At 46.3% G+C, this 4,201-nt stretch carries 3 protein-coding genes and 1 other RNA gene; 2 read left to right on the forward strand and 2 right to left on the reverse strand.

The genetic code is table 11. The annotated features are described in order from the left end of the window. The first annotated feature begins 424 nt into the window (after positions 1-424). Together Q0095_RS10250 and Q0095_RS03700 are read left to right on the forward strand one after the other, a co-directional pair. Positions 425-1,237, forward strand: coding sequence for a hypothetical protein (locus Q0095_RS10250; RefSeq protein WP_366806055.1), 813 nt, complete (start codon positions 425-427; stop codon positions 1,235-1,237). Beyond that, positions 1,227-2,297 (forward strand): DNA recombination protein RmuC, encoded by a 1,071-nt coding sequence (locus Q0095_RS03700; RefSeq protein WP_297881465.1) that lies wholly within the window; start codon positions 1,227-1,229, stop codon positions 2,295-2,297. The genes Q0095_RS10250 and Q0095_RS03700 overlap by 11 nt, the downstream gene beginning before the upstream one ends. Before the next feature lie 1,208 nt (positions 2,298-3,505). Here Q0095_RS03700 and Q0095_RS03705 read toward each other — a convergent pair. Further along, complete coding sequence (locus tag Q0095_RS03705; RefSeq protein WP_297881467.1) at positions 3,506-3,787, reverse strand: hypothetical protein; 282 nt, start codon at positions 3,785-3,787, stop codon at positions 3,506-3,508. Positions 3,788-3,824: 37 nt separating this feature from the next. Beyond that, positions 3,825-4,142: RNase P RNA component class A (gene rnpB / locus Q0095_RS03710), an RNA gene on the reverse strand. Between the last annotated feature and the right edge of the window lie 59 nt (positions 4,143-4,201).

A 4,201-nucleotide genomic window follows, 5' to 3' on the forward strand; every position in this document is an offset into this window, starting at 1 on the left:
AGCGCATAAAAAATAAGTAAAGGCAGCATAGTTTTGCCCGCTACGGCGGAATTGATCTTTACCTAAATTCCACGAGCCTGCCGGTGCAAAAAACGAGCAAAATTAACACGATGCTTCTTTTGAAGCTTCTGCTGCTATACAGTATCGTGAAAAGAGCGAGCAAAATTAACAAAAATAGCCCGCTAAAGTAAAATTTTGATTTTGCTGGCCGAGATAGAATTTGGCGAGTTAAGATAAAATTCCATTTACCGAGGTAAAATTGCAAAGAAGAATTTTGCCCGTAACTTTGACTTTTAAATTTTACCTTAACGGCTCATTGCTGGGTACACGCGAGCTGCGGGCTTCGAGCTGAATTTATCTTGACGCAGGCGCCTTGGCGGCGAGTAAAGATAAGATCGTGGTTTTAAATTTATGGAGATTTAAAATGAACAAATATGAATATTTTGCCGACGACGATGATGGGCACGACTTCGCAGGGACATCCGATCTAGCGGGCATAGAGCTCGCAAAAAGACGAGCTATGGAGGATCTGACGGATGAGGAGCTAGAGGATAAGCTTGCCGCGGATCTTTCCGTAAAACGAAACTACGCGGGCGCAGCGGGCGGTTACGACGATTTTACCGGCTTGGAATTCGAAAGTTCAGACTTCACAAACGCCCAAAACTATCTAAATTCTGAAAGCGGCGGAACAAAATTTAATAAAAACAGCAAAGTAAAATTCAAAGGACGTGGCGACGCAAATCTTTTAGCCAATCGCGGCAGCGAGAAATCCGCAAGCGAGGTAGGCTACAGCAATTTTACAGGTGCCAATTTTGTCGGCAAGGTGGATTACGTGGCGTTTGCAGATGCAAGCTTTACAGGCACGCAAAATCAAAATTACGCGGATATGGGCGTGCAGGATTATGCAGGCCTTGCCGCAGGGCGCAGCTATGGCAGTTTTGCTGGCGCACAAGACGAGCTACTACGCAACTACGATGCCGAGAAAAAAAAGGAGAAAAATCTCACGCTTTATCAGCTTTTAGTCGTTTATCTGCTGATCGGATTTGCGTTTTTGCTGACGGTGCCGGCGATTTACATCCGCAACGAAATTTATTACATCAGCCGCGACATCGCCGCGCTTCGCACTAAACACGAGGTTTTACTTGAGGAAAATCGCGCGCTTAACAACGACATCGAATATCTACGCTACAAAAATGAAATTTTAGATCCGCAAAGCGTGCAAGAAAATGGGCGCTGATGGGATTGTGCTCGCGGCGTTTGCCTTTTTTGCTGCACTAGTGCTTGCCTTGCTGATCGCGCTCGTGCTACAAAACCGCCGCATAAGCGATGCAAACTCCACGCTTAGCGAGCTTTTAAACGAAAGGCTCACAGCTCAAAGTGCGAGAGCAAGTGCCGAGCTTTTTAAGCTAAATCAAAGCCTAAACGACGGCTTTAACGATAAGCTCTATTATCTTAATAGATCCCTAGGCGAGGGTTTGCAGCGCCAAAACAGCGCGCTTAGCGAGAATTTAAGCTCGCTGGATCGTGGCTTTAAGGACATAGCGGAAAATCTAGCGCGAATGAGCGAGCAAAATAAAACTTCGCTTCAAGTGCGTGATGAAATTGCAAGGCTAAACGCGATTTTAGGCAACGTCAAGCTGCGTGGCAACTTCGGCGAGTACCGATTAGAGAGAATTTTATCGATGATTTACGGGCAAAACACCGCATTTTATGAGCTGCAAAAGCATCTACCAAACGGCAGGATCGCAGACTGTGCGCTACATATCGCAAAAGAAAAAATTCTTTGCATTGACTCAAAATTCCCACTTCAAAGCTATGAAAAGATCATCGCTGCCTCCGCTTCAAACGATGCCGCAGCGCTTGCCAGTGCGGATAAGCAACTCGCCGCTGATATGAAAAAGCACGCCGCAGATATCGCGGAAAAATACATAATACCGCCTCTTAGCACGGAGTTTGCGGTGCTATTCGTGCCCAGCGAAGCGGTTTTCGTCTACGTCTGCGAGAAGCTGCCGCAGGTGCTTGAATACTGCGCGCAAATCGGCATTTTTGCGGCATCACCCACGACGCTACTGGCGCTTTTAGGCACGATCCGAACCTTCATAAAAGACGAGGCACTCGCGCAAAATATAAAATCGGTAAAAGATGAAATTTACGCGCTAAAATCGGACTTTGAGACGCATGCTAAGTATGCGACGGCGCTTCAAACATACGCAGATAAGCTCGCCGCGCAAGCGGAGCTTTTAAACAAAAATGCAAAATCTCTAAAAGCCCGCTTTGAGCGTTTTGGCGAGCTATAATGAGGCAAACCGTAGCGTACAATGCGGCGCTTCGGGTGCCTTAGCACGCCGTAACGCGGCGGCATTTTGCGCGGCTAAATTATCGGCAAAGGCGCCTTAGGTTCCGCATCTCATAAAGCTTTAGCTTTTGCATTGCAGGCTTGCACGGCTTTCTGAAATTATCGCCGGGCAGCTTATTTTGTGTATTAGGTGTTTATTTGGAGTAAAATTTTAAAAACGGACGCAAATCTCAAAACATACGCCGTATTTAAAAATACAAAAAGATTAGGCGCGCAATTTTACACGGCGGCAAGATGAAATTTTAAGTTCGACGCGACACCAAAACACACAAAATTCTCCTGCGAAATCATAAAATTCTAAAATTTCTCGACAAAAATCAAAGCCATGGCACTGCAAATTCGCCAAATACCTTCGTGCTAAAAACCCAAAAAATCTCGCTGCTATAGTCTCGAAAACTGCGCATATGAAAATTCTGCGAGTAAATCGAAATTACCAAGCGCCTCAAAACCGCATACGCAAGCGAAAAAATCGCTGTACCTTAAAGCTACCCTAACGATCTCGTTTTACCGCCTTTATATGCCGCGAAAATCGCGCAGCAGGTCAAAACCGAGTAACAGGATTTTTGAGACCTGATTTTACGATCGATTTAAGCACCTAGGCGCCAATTCAAATCCACTCGATGAAATATATATTTATATTGAGGCTGCGAGGCTTTGGCAGACACATAAACGGACATAACAGCCAACTCCACTCGACGGAATTTTTGGTGTGACTTTACGCCGATCCGATTAATAAATCGTTCGTCGTCCGCCTCGCGGCTAAATTTCGGGATATTGCTTTGCCGCTTTAAGTCACTAATTCAAATTCGCGCGGCAGAATTTTTGAGCGCGACTTCGCAACTTCAAGGCTTCGCGCCGATTCGATTAATAAATTGCGCGCTCCTTAGCCAATGTGCGAGTATGTGGCACCGTTATATGATTAACCGCAACTTGGCGCACCAAGCTAAATACGAGCATGAATAGGCATCGTGCCCATGCTTCACGCCACGACTTTGTATCGCTAGATCCAAACGTACGTAATAAATTTTAGATATTTTTTTGCTTCGCGTAAAATTTTCAATAGTTTTTAGAGATTTTATAAAATTTTTAAGCGTTTTGCGCCGCTGCGTCGCGCCATACTTATACCAAATCACGCTCAATCTGCGCTGCCTACTTATCGGTCGCGCAATTTTCGTTGTAGTAGGCGATGGTGCGCTCGTACTCATCGTAAGCCTGTATATAATCGTTCGCGACGCTTGGGTTTGCGTATCGATCCTCGACCGCCAAGAGCTCCGCTTCGAGCTCTTTGTAGCGCTCATAAACCTCTGCGCAAGCGCGATCATGAGCATCACCTTGCAAGATTATAGATTTTTTATCAGCACCAGCACTCGCGCAGCCTCCGAGCCCTAAAACGACAGCACAAAGTGCGCCACATAAAATTAAGCTTTTCAAAATTTTTTCCTTATTCCAAGCAAATAAATTCGGTGTAAAAAGAGGTGTGGTTATAAGCCGAGTTCCGTTACAGCGGTCATTTATCTAGACCGATTTTTGCAAATCGGTTCGAGCGAACGGTTCAAATATAAGACGAAACCACCCGTTCTTGCTGCAGGTTGGGTTTGCATTGCCGCCCGTGTCTCCACGCGCGCGGTGGGCTCTTACCCCGCCCTTTCACCCTTACCGCTTGCGCGGCGGTTTGCTTTCTGTTGTACTTTCCCTAGGGTTGCCCCCCGGCGTCCGTTAGACGCAACCTTGTCTTATCGCAGCTCGGACTTTCCTCTCCTTGCGGAGCGACCGCACGCCACACCCGAGCGCAATTATAGCTTTTTTGGCTTATGCACGCCTATTATATATAAGGAGTGCTGGGCT

This window comes from uncultured Campylobacter sp. (assembly GCF_938045535.1).
Taxonomy (GTDB): Bacteria; Campylobacterota; Campylobacteria; order Campylobacterales; family Campylobacteraceae; genus Campylobacter_B.